Here is a 14212-nt window from a genome sequence, read left to right as displayed (position 1 = left end):
ACCACTCCAGCGGACGTGACCCCGGGCCGGACAGGACAGCGACTACAAGGCCCACCGGCCGGAGCCCGGCGTCATCGAATTCCTCACCCTCGTCAAGGACGCCCTCGACCACAGCGGCATCCGCTGGATCGAGCAGGAGAACTGTGAGGCGGACGACGTCATCGCCACCCTGGTCACCCGCGCTCGCGGCACCGGCCGCGCGGTGGACATCATGAGCACCGACAAGGACTACATCCAGCTCCTGGCCGAACCGAGTGTGCGGCTGCTGAACACCGGCCTCGCCCAGGACCGCCGGTACACGGCCGGCGAGCACATCCACCCCCGCTACCGCGTGTGCGCTGAACTGTCAGCCGACTACCGCGCGTTGACCGGCGATCCCGCAGACAACATTGCCGGCATCCGAGGCATCGGCCCCAAGACCGCCGCCCGCCTCCTGACCGGAGGGCGCCGACTGGAGGACATTCCCTCCAGCGAGCTGCGCCCGGCCTGGACTGAACAGTGGCCGCAGGCCCTGCACTGGCGGGAAATGATCAAGCTGGGCACCAAGGTGGACCTCCCCGAGAACCTCCTCACCTCGCTGCCCACCGCTCCGATGCCCAAGGCGACGGAGGTCCTGCAAGCCCTTGGCCTGTGGTGACCGCTCCCAAGATCGCGGAATGGGCTTCGACATGCCCCGGGCCACCGCCGGTACGGCAACTGGCCCGGTTCCCCGCTTCTTCGGCCTCTCCGATGCACCGCCACGTCGCCTGAGCCGGACGTACGGAGGACCGCGCAAGCCCCTGATCGGGTGCTGCGCGCCAGCGACCACTCGAACGTGTGAGTTCGAAACCGCCGAGGCGTGTGGGGGTTGCCCCGCACAGTCGTACCGCACGTGAGTTCGGTCGATTCGCCCTTCCGGGGCCGTGACCGCCTCAGATTGCAGACGTTCTTAGAGCACCAGTGCCAACCGACCGCCCAAATGGAGGACACCATGAATCCCGTACCTGCCCCCGCCCTTTTCCCTCTTGGATTCGAACAGCAGCGGTCTGCCCCGGCCAGCCCTTCACCCGCCTTGCAGCGCCTTGACGTTCGCGCAGGGCGCTCGGCACGACCGGATACGAGGTGGGCGGCATGAGCGAGCCCGTCGATGCAGCATCCAGCGGCGTTCCCGGGCCGCGGTCCGCCCCGCTGCCCCTGCCGCCGAGGACCGTGCCCGCCGGCCCGGAGGACGGCGACATGGCCGATGCGATGGAGGAGGCGTACTGGTCCGTCCACGACGGCGCTGCCGCCAGCGCCACGGTGCGCCAGGTCCTGGTGCGTCTGCCCAGGATCACCGCCCTGATCGGGCGGCTCGCCTGGCAGGCGGACCGCGCGTCCACCATCACGGCCGTCGTCTGCCAGCTGGCCTCGGCCGCGATGGCCGCCTTCGGGCTGATCGCCTCGGTCGGAGTGCTCCAGCACCTGTTCGCACAGGGCCCCACGCCCGATCGGGTACGCGCGGCCATCCCCCAGATCCTCCTCGTCGCGGGCTTCCTCGCCGCCCGGGCCCTGCTGGAGGCCGCCGTCTCAATGGCTCAGGCGCGCGTCACGCCCAAGATCCGCATCGCGCTCGAATGCGAGTTCCTGAGCCTCACCGCGCACGTACGGCTGGAGGCCGTCGAGGACGCCGACTGGCACGACGAGGTGCACCGTGCCAACGACCGCGGGCTGTTCTACGCCCGGATGATCGTGGGGCAGGTCGTCTCCCTGGCTTCCGCGGCCCTCGGACTCATCGGCACCGCCGGTGTCCTGAGCGTCCTCCACCCCGCCCTGCTCCCGCTGTTGTTGTTGTCCGTCCTGCCGGTGGGGGCGGCCGCCGTGCGCAGCGCGCGGGCCCGCTTCCGCTCCTTCAAGCGCTGGAACGCGCTGCAACGCCGCGTCCGGGTCTTCTCCTGGCTGCTGCTCGACGTGGACGCGGCCGCGGAGCTGCGCTCCGACACGGCCCAGGACGCCCTGCTGGACGAGCACCGCCGCCTGACCGTCAAGATCGCCGAGGAGGACACCCGCCTGGGCGTGAACGCGGCCCTGATCAACCTCGCCGGCCGAGCGGTCGGCGGAGTCGGCACCGGCATCACCTACGCCGCGCTCGCCGCCATGCTGATCGCCGGGTGGCTTCCCCTCGCCGCAGGCGCCGGCGCGGTCCTGGCCATCCAGTCCGGACGGTCCTCCCTCACCCAGCTCATCGAGATCGCCCACCTCGTCTACGAGCACGCCCTGTGGGTCGACGACCTCCTCGCCGTCCAGGAGCGCAGTCGCCGTCTCCTGCCCCGTACGGCCGAGGCACGGGCGCCAGAGCAGGTGAAGGAAATCACCGTCCAGGACGTCCACTTCACCTACCCCGGCAAGGACACCCCGGCGCTCAACGGCGTCTCCTTCACCCTCCGCGCCGGGGAGACGGTGGCGTTCGTCGGCCTCAACGGATCGGGGAAGTCGACCTGCGCCAAGGTGCTGGCCGGTCTGTACGAGCCGCAGAAGGGGAGCGTGAGCTGGGACGGCATCGACGTACGGCAGATGGACGCCAAGTCGGTGCACCGGCAGGTCGCCTGTGTGCTGCAGGACCCGGTGCGGTTCCCCTTCAGCGCGCTGTCGAACATCACCGCCGGAACCGGCACGCTCACCCAGGCCGAGCCCCAGCGAGCCATGGCCGCCGCGCGGGCCGCAGGAGCCGACGGGGTCATCGCCGCACTTCCCGCTCAGTGGACGACGCTGCTGTCCAAACGGTTCAAGGGCGGACAGCAGCTCTCCGGCGGGCAGTGGGCGAAGATCGCCGTCGCCCGGGGCCTGTACCAGGCGGCGCCGCTGCTGCTCCTGGACGAGCCGACGGCGAGCATGGACCCGCCGTCCGAGCACGCCGTGTACGAGGCCGTTCTGCGCGGCCGACTGCGCACCGACCAGATCACCGTGCTGATCTCCCACCGGCTCGCCAGCGTCGTCGACTGCGACCGCATCCTCGTCTTCGACAGCGGCCGCATCGTCGAATCCGGATCCCACGACGAACTCATGGCCGGCGGCGGCGACTACGCCGCCATGTTCACCCTGCAGGCCAGCGCCTACCAGGCCGGCACCGCCACAGCCGAGGAGGCGGGCCGGTGAACCCCTCCACCACCACTCCCCCGCTCACCGGGCCCGGTGGCCCCTCGTCCACGTCGTTGTGGCGGCACCGCGACTTCCGGCGGTACCTCACCGGCCAGACCGCCGGCGTGGCCGGCAGCTCGATCAGCTCGATGGCGATCCCGGTGCTCGCCGTACTCGAGCTCGACGCGACGCCCGGCCAGGTGGCCTGGCTGGCGTTCTGGGGGCAACTGCCGCCCGCACTGCTCGCTCTGCACGCCGGTGCGCTCGCCGACCGGCACTCCAAGCGACGGCAGATGATCACCGGTGACCTGGTCAGCGCTACAGCGCTGGCGACGGTACCGGTGGCCGCGGCCCTCGACGTACTGACCCTGGCGCAGCTCATGGTCGTCGCCGCGGTTCAGGGTGCCGCGGGCGTAGTGCACGATGCGGCGGCGATCAGCTTGCTACCGACCCTGGTCGACCGGTCCCTGATCCAGCGGAGCAACAGCCGCATCGGGAGCCTGTTCGCGATCGCCGCGACCGGCGGCAGCAACCTCGGCGCCGCACTGACCGCGCTGCTCGGCCCTGCCCGCGCCCTGCTCGGAGACGTCGGCTCCTACCTCCTCAGCGCCTGGTGCACTTCCCGTATCCAGGCCCGCGAGACCACCCCGACGCGGACCGGGCGGCGCCGACTGCGGACGGAGATCGCCGAGGGCCTGCGATACGTGCGCGACGACCACCGGCTGAGCGTGCTCACCTGGGTCAACGCCACCACCTCGCTGGCACTGGCCGCGCTCAACACCCTGTGGGCGCTGTACCTGCTTGTTCCCGCTTAACGACAATGTTGCTTACTGTCTGATACCCCACCTGACCTGCTTGTTTGCTTGTTGCAGTCCGCCGGGTTGCATTGATACTCATCGGCCATGCACCAATCGACGTACTCATCAGCGGGCTGGGAGTCCTGGGGGCTCGCGTTCAGGCCGGCGATCCCGGAGGGGATGCCGTTGCTGTTCGACGACGACCTCCTCTTCGAGGACAGCAACGGCGTCCGGCCCACCACCGTGATCAACTGCTGGGCCTGCGAGCTGCCAGCGAATGGATGCCCATCGCCGAACTCGTGGCCCTACTACGTGCGTACGGTGCGTGAGTGGCTGGAGTTCATATCCGGGCGCGGGGTCGTCCTTTTCGACACGCGGCGTCGCCTGAAGGCAGCATTGAGCGCGTACTCCGTGTATCGGGCCCAGGGCCCTATCAAGCACCGCTTCGAAGCCTCCACGTGGAACCAGAACATGGGGATACTGGCCGGGTTCTACAAGTGGGCGAAGGACGAGGAGTACGCGGACTCCGATCCGTTCACATACCGGCAGGCGGTCTGGGCTTTCAAGGGGCAAGTCCGTCGCGGGCGGGTCAACCAGTCACGGCGGCGCCAGGCGAAGCCTCATGTGACGATCAAGTATCTCGACGACGACTTCACGGACATCTTCCTCAAGGCGTTGGCGGGGTTGGATCCTGACGGGGAGCGGGATCCGAGGTACCGGGGGCGGGAGTTGGCCCGGAACTCAGCGATCGGCCGGTTGATCGTCTCCAGCGGTCTGCGAAGCCAGGAGTACACGTACCTGCTGGCCTGCGAAGTGCCACTGCTCCCCTCGCGACGGACTGCGGTGCCCGTGTCGTTCCCGGTCCCCTCCGGTATCACCAAGGGAAGCAAGTACCGCGAGTCGTGGATCGATTACGACTCGCTGGCTGAACTGCACTCATACATCGCCCTCGACCGGGCAGCGGCGACGTTCGGATCGTCGTGGCGTCCGCCGGCCCGCTGGGGAGAGCCGCTGTTCGTGACGGACGCCGACGAGCGAGGCGGACGCGTTAACGGGGTCCGTGTGCGGTGGAGTTCACTCGGCCCTGACGAGCGGCGGCGTCTGGTCGCCCCGGAGGGAGGTTCGATGCTGCTGTCGGTGTGGGGCCAGGGACGCCCCTTCACCGGATGGTCCACGGTCTTCGCCAGAACCTCCGACCGCATCCGCGAGCGATACGAGCCGCGCTTCCCGCATGTCAACCCGCACCGGTTGCGTCACACCATGGCAATGGCGACCATGGCGCGACTGATGCGCGGCTGGTACGAGCAGGCCGCTCGGCAGGTCCGCGACACCGATGACGATGCCGCCCTGGCGCACTACCTGCGGACGCAGGAGCCGCTGCTGATTCTGCGCGATCTGCTCGGACATACCAGCTCGCTGACCACGGAATCGTACCTGCACCGCCTGGACGTACTGCGCCTGTTCACTTCCCTGTACCGGCGGGTCGGCAAGGAGTACGGGCTGCTGGACGAGGACGTCGAGCTGGAGCTCGGGACCGAGTTCGACGACGAGCCGGCGGTGCTCTGATGCCGGCCACCGTCACCCTAGACCCGCTGGGTGTGCACTGCATCTTCAGCGACGGGTCGGAGTATCGCCGTCGCCTGCGCGTGCTGCGGCCAGTGGAGCTCCCGGAGCTGGCGCGCACCCTGCTGGAGGGTGCTACGGATCTTGTACATCCGCACGGGCAGGTCGACAGCGCGGGCGGCTTCGACCTGTACCTCACGGCCGTCCGCGGCTTCACCGACTGGCTGGTCGAGTTCGGGTTCTCCGGCGCGGCTTCCGACCTGACGCGCGCGCTCCTCGCCCGGTACTGGCGGCAGGGGGTGCGGTCCTCCCAGGAGAGCGCGCTACGGGCGATGTTGCGATGCGCGGATGACCAGGATCAGATTCTGGCGCCGGATGTGCGCGCGTTCGTCGATGGCCGGCTGTTCAACACGGGCGAGCGGTATGGCTCGCACCAGCCGTACAGCGAGGCCGAATGGGCTCGCCTCATCCGTACCTGCCGGGCCGAGGTCGATGGCGCCTATCGCGCGTTCTGCGCGGCCCGTGAGCAGGCTTCGTCGGTTGACGAGCCAGGGGCTTCGCTCCGTGAGCGCACTGCCCATCACTGGCTGGTGGTTCACAACGGGCCCGACGCGCTTGTCAAGGAGATGGCAGAGAGCGGCTCGTTCCCCTTCCGGCAGAGATACGGTGCCGGACTTCGCGCGGTGCTGGATCCGCTGATCCCGACCCTGGATGTGATCATCGCCTATCAGCTGCTGTTCGGCGCCTACACCGGCATCGTGCCGGACGGGATCGCGGACCTGGGACTCGACGACATCGAGTGGGCGGGTGACGAGAAGATCCTCCTCAGCTACGTCAAGGGCCGCACGGCGGCGGAGAGCCTTGCTCTGTCACGTCAGGCCACTCGCCTGCTGGAACAGTGGCTCGATCACTCCGCGGTGGCCCGCCGATTCGCGCCCGAGGGGTTGCGCCCCGAGCTCTGGGTGCGTTTCACGCCGAGCGGCACGTGGGCGGGAGAGCGATGGCTGGCCAAGCCGGCCACGCGCCTGTCCGTAGTCCGCTGGGTTGAGCGCCGCCAAGCCGTCGACGAGGACGATCACCCCACGCAGATGACCGGCGACGACGGTCTCCCCCTGGCCCTTCACCGGCACCGCATCCGCACGACCCACGACGCGCTGAAAGACCGATCACACTGGCGCGGCAGCCGCCGGACCACGCTCGATCCGAATCGGTCCCCCGGCATCGAGGGGGACCACTACCTGACGAACACGACGCCGGCTCAGCGCGAGGCGGCGGAAGACATCATCGCCCAGGCACAGGAGGACCTGGTGCGCCGGGCGCTGCCGCCTTTGGTGCTGGCCACCGCCGAAATGGCCGACCTGGTGGAGAACTATCCCGAGCACATGAAGCGGCTCGGCCTGGACGACAACGCCTTGGTGCAGCTCCTGTCCGGGGAACGCGACGTATTCACCGCCGCATGTGGAGACCAACTGTCGGGTCCACGGGCCGAAGGGCAAGCCCTGTCCGGCACGCCCGTGGGTGTGCCTGCTGTGCCCGCTGGCCTTGTTCGCCCCCCGCCATCTGCCGAACCTGCTGCGACTACGGGCGTTCTTCTCCCGCCAGTGGCAGCAGATGACCACCGCCGAGTTCATCCCCGTCTTCGGCCCGTACGCCCACCGTCTCGACGAGATCCTGACCCCCGACCGGTACTTCTCCGAGCACGCGCTACGGGCAGCCGCTGCCGAGGTCACCGACTCCGATGCCGAGCTTCCCCTGCGACCTGAGGAGCACACCGTATGACCACCCTGCACCGGCCCACGGGCCTCGCGGCCACCTTTTCTCGCTCCGTCTTTCGAGGTGAAGACGTGTGCACTGCGGCCAGTCTGCCGGTCCACGGCGCGGGCCCCCATCCTCACTTCGACGACGCAATCTGGGACTTCACCGGTGTCATCGGGCTGCCGCGCTACCTTGCGCGGCACGCGCGGATCTTGTCCTTCACCGAGATCTTCAATCCCCAGTGGAGGGAACTCGCGAAGGAGTTCATCTTCGCCCGGCTCGCACCGGACCACCACGCCGTGCGGGAGCTTGCCCACGCCTACCGAACGCCCTACAGATAGCCACGGTGCACGGGCGGCTGACCGTGCTGACCGGCTGGCTGAACTGGCTCACCGAACAAGGCGTGGACGATCTCGGGGAGGTCACCCAGCCGCACTGCGCCGCCTACCTGGAACTTCGCAAGAAGGTACGGGACAAGCACGGCGTCGTGATCCGCGACAGCAGCCCCGGCTACCGCATGGACGTAGTGGCGGTCATCCAGGAGCTGGGCTACTACACCGAATTGTTCTCCACCGGCGGCTACGTGTCGGGATTCCGTCCGTGGGGACGACGCACGGCGTACTCCGTCGCCGGGATGGTCCGTCGGACCGGCAACACGACACCGCCGCTGAGCAACGACGTCTTCCAACCGCTCGTGGCGGCAGCCCTGTACGTGGTGGAGGTGCTGGCACCGCACGCCATCGAACGGACGGCTGGTCTCCGGACGATCCGCTGCTGCGGGTGAACCTGGTCTCCCTCGCCCACGAGACCGGTCGGCACGCCTTCCACTACACGTGGCTGCCAACCCTGCGCGGCCACCTGGAGAAGGCCGTCAGGGAAGTCGGCCTATCCAAACGCTGGGGCCGGACGGCCGCCCCGGTCGAACGCGCGGACGGACGGGGCACCGTTCCCTGGACCCTGCCGATGAACACCACCGAGGCCCGACTGCAGCTCTCCCGGGCCCGCACAGCCTGCCTCATCGTGCTCGCCGCACTGACCGGAATGCGCAAGAGCGAACTGGCTGAGCTGACCCACGACTGCCGCCAGCCTCCCGAACAGCTCGGCGAGGGCCGCCTCCGCTACCGCCTGAAGGGCAAGATCATCAAGGGCCGGAAGCTGGGTGGTGAACACGACCAGTGGGTGACCATCAAGCAGGCGTACGACACCGCCGGTGTGGCCGCCTCACTCGCCGACCCGGTGAAGAACACCGGTCACCTCTTCAAGTCGCTCTCCTTCTTCACCCCGTATGAATGGTTCCTGACCTGGGTCAATGGCCCAGACGGCCGTCGCCTTGGGCTGGCGCCGATCCCCGAGGTGCCGGTCAGCCTGCGGATGCTACGGAGAACCCTCGCGGTGGAAATGGCGCACCGGCCCGGTGGTCTGCTGGCCGCCAAGATCCATCTCAAGCATATTTCCGTGGTCACCACCGAGGGCTACGCGGACCGCCCCGGTGGGGCACAGTCGGTGCTGATGGCCGAGTTCGGCCAAGAGGAGCGAGAGCACAAGATGCGCGTCGCCCTCGACGCGTTCCACGACTACCAGAACGGTATCCGGCCTGCGGGGCCTGGTGCCGGCGACCTCCTGGACTTCTTCTCGTTCGTCGACGAACAGCTGGACTTCTCTGGGGCGCCGAACATCAAACGCAGCGACCAGGAGGTGACGAACCTGCTCGCCAAGCGGGCCAAGTCCCTGCACCTGGGGCCGGCGAACTACTGCTGGTTCCTCGATCCGTCCAAGGCGCTGTGCCTCAAGCTCGCCGGGGCCCGCGCCCACGGGGCGACAGAGCCCTTGATCGGCATGTGCGATTCAGCGCGATGCCCCCAGGCCACCCACCATGCCGGGCACCGCCCGGTATGGGCGGCCAGCACCGAAAGCAAGCAGGTCTTCATCGCCACCATCGGACGCGCACAGCGGACGGAGAAAGCCCGGCTGAGTACGGAACTCGCCCGAGATGAACGGGTGCTGGCCGAGATCGACGCCCTCTGCGGAACGGGGGCATGACGTGGCCCGCATCAGCGACGAGACCCGGCGGAACAACGAGACGGCCATTCGGCAGGTCATGGAACGGCTGCTTGCCGGTGACGTTCCCGCGGGCGGCAAGTGCGACGTCAAGACCCTCGCGACCCAGGCCGGGGTCGCCCGCACCGGTTTCTATCCCAAGAGGAACCGCGACGGCTCACCGCGGCCCGGCCCGTACCAGCACCTTGCCGAGGAGTTCGAGCGCCGCCTGGCCGCACTGCGCGAGGCCGGCGCCGCACCCGACCCACGAGCCGCCCAGGTCGAACGCCTCAAGAGTCAGGTAGCCGGGTTGAAGGACCGGCTCGCCGAGCGGCAGGAGCAGCTTGCCGAACTCGGCGAGTTCAAGCAGCGAGCGCTCTCCCAAATCGCCGCCCAGCAGATGGAGATCCAACGGCTTCGGGAGGCCCTGGCCGCACCGTCCAATCTCCGGGCACTTCCCCGGGCTCAGAGAGGAGCCGCCCCCTACGGATCGTGCAGCTGAACTCCGGTCCATGCGCGCGGATCCCGGTCGTTGTGGTGCTGCGGCGCCCCGGGTGTGCCGGTGCTGCGGTCAGGGCAGCACACCGCTCTCAGCCAGGACTCGGCGCAGGTCCGCAGCGGCCGGTGCCCCCTCGGTCGTGCCGTCGGCATGGCGGTAGAGCCGACAGGACAGCCCCGTTTGGAGGCCCTCCTCTGCGAACGGGTCGGCTCCGTCCAGCAGGAGGGTGGGCGAGCCTGACATCCCCTGCCGGACGGCTTCGTCCGCGTCGTGGACCTCGATCCATTCCACCGGTACGACCCGGCCATGGAGAGCCTCGGTGATGCGCTCGCGGATGAGCGGGGCGTTCGGGCAGTCGGGCACGGTCAGCACCGTGACGCGCGCCGTCTCAGTCTCGGAGTGGTTCATGGCGGCCCCCTTCCTGACATGGTTCTTCTTGCTGTGTGTGGACGGTAGACCTTCCAGTGCGCTGGAAGGTCAAGGGCTAGCCTGGAGGCATGCGCATCGGTGACCTTGCCGCCGTCAGCGGGGTGACGGCGAAGACGCTCCGGTTCTACGAGCAGGCTGGGCTGCTGCCCGCCCCCCCCGTACCGCGGGCGGCTATCGCGACTATCCGCCACAGACGGTGCGGCGGCTGTCGTTCATCCGTGACGCCCAGGGCGCGGGGCTGAGCCTGGCCGAGATCCGCTCCGTGCTCGCTCTGCGCGATGCCGGCGCCTCTCCCTGCGCCCACGTCGCGGCACTCGTCGAGGCGCATCTCCAGGACATCGACCGGCGTCTGGCCGAGCTGCGCGCCACCAGGACGGTGCTGCGGGGGCTGGCGGAGCGGGCCGCTGCGACCGATCCCGCCGACTGTACCGACGCCGAGGTGTGCCGCATCCTCACCGGGGCGGGCAGCGCGGTTGGTGAGCGTCCTCACTGAACCGGCCGGCCGGGCCCGCCTAGCGTGAAGGCTCCCAGGACATACCGTCCGGGTTCACGGTGAGGAGCAAGGCCATGCTGCGTGCGGTGTGGAACGGAACGGTGATCGCGGAGACCCCGCGCACGGTGATCGTCGAGGGCAACCACTACTTCCCGCCCGAGTCGCTGCACCGGCAGTACCTCACGCCGAGCAGGACCAGGTCGCTGTGCTTCTGGAAGGGAGTGGCCCGCTACTACAGCCTCGAGGTCGACGGGCTGACGAACCCGGATGCCGCCTGGTACTACCCCAAGCCCAGCCCCCTGGCCCGGAAGATCAAGGATCATGTGGCGTTCTGGCAGGGCGTACGCGTGGAGGGCGCGCCGGAGCCGGATGCGCCGGCAGACAGCGGTCAGTGACCGATGCGGGTCAGCGGCGGACCAGGTGCCGGAGGGCGACAACGGTCTGCAGGACGGCGGCCGGGCGCAGCAGGACGGGGCGGGGCCGCTCGGGCATGGCGCCGCGGCGCAGGGCGACGCTGGTGACGGTGACGACGGGCAGTGCCCAGGCGGCGATGGCCGCCGCCCGTACGGCGGGGCTGGGTTCGTGGCGCAGGGTGAGCCACGTCCAGAACGCGGCGTCGGCGAAGGTGTCGGCGTAGTCGCCGAAGGGGGAGGCCGTGCCCTGATGGCGGGCGAGGCGCCCGTCGGCGAGATCGAGGCCGACCGCCAGGATGCCGGAGGCGCGACCGGTTCCGCCGGGCAGGGCGGGGAGGTTGCCGCGCAGCAGCGTCAGGACGTCCGCGGGGGCAAGGCGGGTGCGGTGTTCCAGCAGCCCCAGGTGCGAGGCGGTGAGGCCCCAGCTGGCGGCCACCCAGCCCGGTCCGGGCCGCCTGCCGGCCGCCAGCGTGTACAGGACGGCGTGCAGGGCGGTGAGCTCGGCCAGGGCACGGGGGCGGCGGGCGGCCTGGAGCAGCGACCGGTGCGCGGCGTGGCCGAGGAAGCGCACGACGGCGGCCGGGGCGAGGGTGTCTGCACGCAGCTCGGCCAGCAGCGCGTTCGTCGCGGCACGGCTGTCGGCCATCTCGGAAACGGGCTCCACGTTGCTTGGTCCTCCACCACGACGGCGATAGCGCTCAGGGTAGGGGGCGACGCGCCGGGAGGAAGGTGAGCGCGCTCACTGATCGGCGGACATGCCCGGCCTAGCGTCGTAGGTGAGACAGGGACGGACACGTGGAGAGGTCGGGCAATGGCGTGGATCGGTGCTCTGGGGGCGGTGACCGTAGCGGGCGCGAGTGTGGCGGGCGGGTATCTGGGGCTGGTGACGGGGGCACTGCCGCTGGATGTGGGAGTCGGGCGGCGCAGACGGCCGCTGGGGCCTCAGACCGTCGACATCGCGGCACCGCGTGAGGTCGTGTTCGACGTCATCGCCCAGCCGTATCTGGGCAGGGCCACCCGAGCGATGCGCGAGAAGGTCACGGTGCTGGAGCAGGGCAGCAACATGGTGCTCGCCGCCCATCGCACCCCGGTCACGGGCGGGCGGCTGACCGCGACGACGGTGGAGACGGTGCGGTTCACCCGCCCAGAAAGGGTCGACTTCCGCCTGGTGCGCGGGCCCGTCCCGGCGGTCGCCGAATCGTTCACCCTCACCGAGCACGAGTCCGGTACGCGGCTGGTCTACGAGGGCGAGCTCGCCACGGATCTGTGGCGGGCCGGGCAGTGGTGGGGCGCCCTGGTCGCCCCACGGTGGGAAGCGACCGTCGCCGCATCCCTGGCCGCGGTCCGGCAGGAGGCGGAGCGGCGCTCGACTCTGCGGTGAGCGGCTCGCCGGTCCCGCACAGCGGGCCGACGGAGGCGGTGGAGTGCGGGCGGGTGTCCGTTTCGCGCTGAGAGGGAAGGCGGCGATGAGACATGGTGGCGCGGCCGAGCGGGATGGCCCGGCGGGCCGGGACGCAGCATGAGTTGAGGCCGGCGCCGGGCGGCGCGCCGGCGCCTGAGGGGCTGGTCACCTCCCGCGGTGCCCGGGGTCCGGCGCGGGTGCGTGATCGAGTGGGCGACTGGCTGACCAGGGCGCTCACGCGGGCGGTGTTCTGCTGGCTGCCTCCTCCTCACCGTTGACCGGCCGTGCGCGGGGTCGGCCGCCCCGCTGTGGTGCGTCCGTGCCCCCTGGCCAGTCAGTGGCCAGGGCCGAGGTCGGCGAGGGCGTCTTCCACGGCGCGGTGGAAGGTGGGGTAGGCGAACATCATGTGCCGCAGTCTGTCGACCGGGACCTCCATCTGGATGGCCACGGCCAGCCCGTAGAGGACCTCGCCGCCGGCCGGGCCGGCGGAGGTGGCCCCGATCAGGACGCCGCGGTCGGCGTCCTCGACGAGTTTGATCAGGCCGTCGTTGCCGGCCTTGTGGATCCATCCGCGTGCGGAAGAGGGCACTCGCGCGGTGCCGGTGCGTGCTCGAAGGCCCTGCTCGCGGGCGGCGTGTTCGGTCAGCCCGACGGAGCCGACTTCGGGGTCGGTGAAGGTGACCCGGGGCAGCGCCCGGTAGTCCGCGTCCGGTCCGCGCCGGCCGAGGATGTCGCGTACGGCGATCTCGGCCTGGTACATCGCGACATGCGTGAACAGGCCCTGTCCGGTGACGTCGCCGACGCCCCAGATCCCTGGTGCGGCCCGCATCTGCCCATCCACGGCCAGTGCGCGGGCGTGTGGGTCGAGCCCGATGCTCTCCAGGCCGAGCCCGGCCAGGTGCGGCCGGCGTCCGGTGGCCACCAGCAGGTGCTGTCCGGTGATCTCCTGCCCGCCCTCCAGGGTGAGCCGGAAGGCGTCGTCCGCGTGGGCCACGCCGGTGGCCCGGGCTGCTGTGCGTACGGTGACGCCCTCGTCTTCCAGCACGTCGGCCAGGAGGGTGCCGACGGCGGGTTCTTCCGCGGGGAGCAGGTGCTGCATCGCTTCGACGACGGTGACCGCGGTGCCGAAGCGGGCGAACGCCTGCGCCAGCTCCACGCCGATGGCGCCGCCGCCGAGCACGAGCAGTGAGTCCGGGGGCTCCTTGGCAGAGACTGCCTGCCGGTTGGTCCAGTACGGTGTGGCCTCCAGGCCGGGGACGGGCGGTATCTGCGGGCGGCTGCCGGTGGCCAGCACCACCGCGCGCCGGACACTGAACGCCTGCCCGTCGGCCTCCACGCGGCCGGGGCCGGCCAGGCGGGCACGGCCACGCACGAAGTGCCCGCCCTTGCGGGTGAACCGGTCGACGGCCACCTGGTCGTTCCAGTCGTCGGTGGCCTCCTCCCGGATCCGGGACGCGACCGGCGCGAAGCTGGCGGCCACCTGGACGTCTCCGGCCATGCCGGGCACACGCCTAGCCTCGGCGAGCAGGTTGCCGGCGCGGATCATCATCTTGCTCGGGATGCACGCCCAGTACGGGCACTCCCCGCCGACCAGTTCCGCCTCCACCCCGACCACGTCCAGCCCTTCCTCGGCCAGACGCTCGGCGGCATGTTCACCACCGACCCCCATGCCGATCACCACGGCATCGACTTCGTGCGGTACGCGCGCCATGAGCGACCTCCTTGAACAAC

Annotated in this window: 16 protein-coding genes and 1 pseudogene; 14 read left to right on the top strand and 3 right to left on the bottom strand. The window is 70.1% G+C overall.

Annotation, left to right across the window (positions count from 1 at the left end; genetic code table 11):
* Positions 1 to 34: 34 nt before the first annotated feature.
* The 10 genes and pseudogenes from J7E91_RS36895 to J7E91_RS31515 form a co-directional block, all read left to right on the top strand.
* Positions 35 to 289: pseudogene (locus tag J7E91_RS36895) on the top strand (hypothetical protein); the annotation flags it as partial.
* 42 nt (positions 290 to 331) lie between these two features.
* Positions 332 to 637, top strand: coding sequence for a 5'-3' exonuclease H3TH domain-containing protein (locus J7E91_RS31545; protein ID WP_374224811.1), 306 nt, complete (start codon positions 332 to 334; stop codon positions 635 to 637).
* 473 nt (positions 638 to 1110) lie between these two features.
* The gene (locus J7E91_RS31540) at positions 1111 to 3111 is read left to right on the top strand and encodes an ATP-binding cassette domain-containing protein (RefSeq protein WP_214910276.1); all 2001 of its coding nucleotides are present in this window, start codon (positions 1111 to 1113) and stop codon (positions 3109 to 3111) included.
* The gene (locus J7E91_RS31535; protein WP_214910275.1) at positions 3108 to 3908 is read left to right on the top strand and encodes an MFS transporter; all 801 of its coding nucleotides are present in this window, start codon (positions 3108 to 3110) and stop codon (positions 3906 to 3908) included. Before J7E91_RS31540 ends, J7E91_RS31535 begins: the two co-directional genes overlap by 4 nt.
* Positions 3909 to 4070: 162 nt before the next feature.
* Positions 4071 to 5456, top strand: coding sequence for a site-specific integrase (locus J7E91_RS31530; protein WP_214910285.1), 1386 nt, complete (start codon positions 4071 to 4073; stop codon positions 5454 to 5456).
* A complete protein-coding gene (locus J7E91_RS31525) occupies positions 5456 to 7216 on the top strand; it encodes a hypothetical protein (RefSeq protein WP_251016543.1) in 1761 nt (586 codons plus the stop codon). The genes J7E91_RS31530 and J7E91_RS31525 overlap by 1 nt, the downstream gene beginning before the upstream one ends.
* Before the next feature lie 12 nt (positions 7217 to 7228).
* Positions 7229 to 7549: a hypothetical protein gene (locus J7E91_RS36440; protein WP_251016542.1), complete on the top strand. Its 321-nt coding sequence runs from the start codon at positions 7229 to 7231 to the stop codon at positions 7547 to 7549.
* Positions 7550 to 7554: 5 nt separating this feature from the next.
* Positions 7555 to 7992, top strand: a complete 438-nt coding sequence (locus tag J7E91_RS36435; protein ID WP_251016541.1) for a hypothetical protein — start codon at positions 7555 to 7557, stop codon at positions 7990 to 7992.
* Positions 7989 to 9248, top strand: coding sequence for a hypothetical protein (locus J7E91_RS36430; protein ID WP_251016540.1), 1260 nt, complete (start codon positions 7989 to 7991; stop codon positions 9246 to 9248). The genes J7E91_RS36435 and J7E91_RS36430 overlap by 4 nt, the downstream gene beginning before the upstream one ends.
* A gap of 1 nt (position 9249) precedes the next feature.
* Positions 9250 to 9747 carry a hypothetical protein gene (locus tag J7E91_RS31515; RefSeq protein ID WP_214910274.1) on the top strand — a complete coding sequence of 166 codons (498 nt, stop codon included), beginning with the start codon at positions 9250 to 9252 and terminating at the stop codon, positions 9745 to 9747.
* Between the two features lie 69 nt (positions 9748 to 9816).
* Here the strand turns inward: J7E91_RS31515 and J7E91_RS31510 are convergent, their stop codons facing one another.
* Positions 9817 to 10152 (bottom strand): thioredoxin family protein, encoded by a 336-nt coding sequence (locus J7E91_RS31510; RefSeq protein WP_214910273.1) that lies wholly within the window; start codon positions 10150 to 10152, stop codon positions 9817 to 9819.
* Positions 10153 to 10241: 89 nt separating this feature from the next.
* Here J7E91_RS31510 and J7E91_RS37435 point away from each other — a divergent pair, with 89 nt between their 5' ends.
* The 3 genes from J7E91_RS37435 (at position 10242) to J7E91_RS31500 (ending at position 11061) form a co-directional block, all read left to right on the top strand.
* A complete protein-coding gene (locus J7E91_RS37435) occupies positions 10242 to 10415 on the top strand; it encodes a MerR family DNA-binding transcriptional regulator (protein WP_374224810.1) in 174 nt (57 codons plus the stop codon).
* On the top strand, positions 10370 to 10666 hold the full coding sequence (locus J7E91_RS31505; RefSeq protein WP_374224809.1) for a MerR family DNA-binding protein: 297 nt from the start codon (positions 10370 to 10372) through the stop codon (positions 10664 to 10666). Before J7E91_RS37435 ends, J7E91_RS31505 begins: the two co-directional genes overlap by 46 nt.
* 74 nt (positions 10667 to 10740) lie before the next feature.
* Positions 10741 to 11061 (top strand): DUF427 domain-containing protein, encoded by a 321-nt coding sequence (locus J7E91_RS31500; RefSeq protein ID WP_214910272.1) that lies wholly within the window; start codon positions 10741 to 10743, stop codon positions 11059 to 11061.
* 10 nt (positions 11062 to 11071) lie between these two features.
* On the opposite strand, the gene J7E91_RS31495 is transcribed toward J7E91_RS31500, so the two are convergent.
* On the bottom strand, positions 11072 to 11743 hold the full coding sequence (locus J7E91_RS31495) for a CDP-alcohol phosphatidyltransferase family protein (RefSeq protein WP_214910270.1): 672 nt from the start codon (positions 11741 to 11743) through the stop codon (positions 11072 to 11074).
* Positions 11744 to 11890: 147 nt separating this feature from the next.
* Between J7E91_RS31495 and J7E91_RS31490 the strand changes: the two genes are divergently transcribed.
* Complete coding sequence (locus J7E91_RS31490; RefSeq protein ID WP_214910268.1) at positions 11891 to 12460, top strand: SRPBCC family protein; 570 nt, start codon at positions 11891 to 11893, stop codon at positions 12458 to 12460.
* A gap of 355 nt (positions 12461 to 12815) precedes the next feature.
* Here the strand turns inward: J7E91_RS31490 and J7E91_RS31485 are convergent, their stop codons facing one another.
* On the bottom strand, positions 12816 to 14192 hold the full coding sequence (locus tag J7E91_RS31485) for an NAD(P)/FAD-dependent oxidoreductase (RefSeq protein ID WP_214910267.1): 1377 nt from the start codon (positions 14190 to 14192) through the stop codon (positions 12816 to 12818).
* Positions 14193 to 14212: the final 20 nt, after the last annotated feature.

It is taken from the genome of Streptomyces sp. ISL-99 (assembly GCF_018614005.1).
In the GTDB taxonomy this organism is placed as follows: Bacteria; Actinomycetota; Actinomycetes; order Streptomycetales; family Streptomycetaceae; genus Streptomyces; species Streptomyces flavidovirens.
This window is presented reverse-complemented; position numbering and strand designations above follow the sequence as displayed.

Bases quoted from the DNA above. Each gene is read 5' to 3' on its own strand.
- J7E91_RS31540 (WP_214910276.1), top strand. From the start codon at position 1,111: ATGAGCGAGCCCGTCGATGCAGCATCCAGCGGCGTTCCCGGGCCGCGG.
- J7E91_RS31530 (WP_214910285.1), top strand. From the start codon at position 4,071: ATGCCGTTGCTGTTCGACGACGACCTCCTCTTCGAGGACAGCAACGGC.
- J7E91_RS31525 (WP_251016543.1), top strand. From the start codon at position 5,456: ATGCCGGCCACCGTCACCCTAGACCCGCTGGGTGTGCACTGCATCTTC.
- J7E91_RS36440 (WP_251016542.1), top strand. From the start codon at position 7,229: ATGACCACCCTGCACCGGCCCACGGGCCTCGCGGCCACCTTTTCTCGC.
- J7E91_RS31510 (WP_214910273.1), bottom strand. From the start codon at position 10,152: ATGAACCACTCCGAGACTGAGACGGCGCGCGTCACGGTGCTGACCGTG.
- J7E91_RS37435 (WP_374224810.1), top strand. From the start codon at position 10,242: ATGCGCATCGGTGACCTTGCCGCCGTCAGCGGGGTGACGGCGAAGACG.
- J7E91_RS31500 (WP_214910272.1), top strand. From the start codon at position 10,741: ATGCTGCGTGCGGTGTGGAACGGAACGGTGATCGCGGAGACCCCGCGC.
- J7E91_RS31490 (WP_214910268.1), top strand. From the start codon at position 11,891: ATGGCGTGGATCGGTGCTCTGGGGGCGGTGACCGTAGCGGGCGCGAGT.
- J7E91_RS31485 (WP_214910267.1), bottom strand. From the start codon at position 14,192: ATGGCGCGCGTACCGCACGAAGTCGATGCCGTGGTGATCGGCATGGGG.